Below are 523 nucleotides of genomic sequence, written 5' to 3'. Positions count from 1 at the left end.
TCGCCCATCACACCCGTGCGTATCTGGCCCAGCTGGCCGCGCTGCGCGGCCAGGCCGAACGCGCCCGGGAGCTCCAGGCCATGGTCGACGCCTGGTCCCGCCCCCGCGGCGTCGGCTTCCTCACCCAGATCGCCGACGCCGTCGGCACCACCGCCGCCCTCAGCGAAGGCGACTACGAAGCCGCCTACCTCCACGCCATCGGCATCACACCCCCCGGCTCCTTCGAGCCCTACGCCCACCAGGCCTCCCGCACCCTCCTCGACCTCGTCGAAGCAGCCGTCCACACCGGCCGCACCGAACAAGCCCGCCGCCACGCCCTCGCCGCCCACCAGGCCGGCCTGCCCGACATCTCCCCCCGCCTCGCCCTCATCACCTACGGCGCCCTCGCCATGACCGCCACCGACCCCACCGAAGCCGACCAGATGTACGACCACGCCGAAACCCACCCCGCCGCCGCGAACTTCCCCTTCGAACTCGCCCGCATCCGCCTCGCCCACGGCATCCGCCTACGACACACCCAGGG

Annotated in this window: 1 pseudogene; it reads left to right on the top strand. The window is 73.2% G+C overall.

Annotated elements, in window-relative coordinates:
- Positions 1–523: pseudogene (locus IEZ15_RS44290) on the top strand (helix-turn-helix transcriptional regulator); the annotation flags it as partial.

The sequence above is a fragment of the Streptomyces atratus genome, from assembly GCF_014648655.1.
GTDB lineage: Bacteria > Actinomycetota > Actinomycetes > Streptomycetales > Streptomycetaceae > Streptomyces > Streptomyces atratus.
The sequence above is the reverse complement of the archived record's forward strand: the minus strand, read 5'-3'. Positions and strand labels throughout refer to the sequence as shown.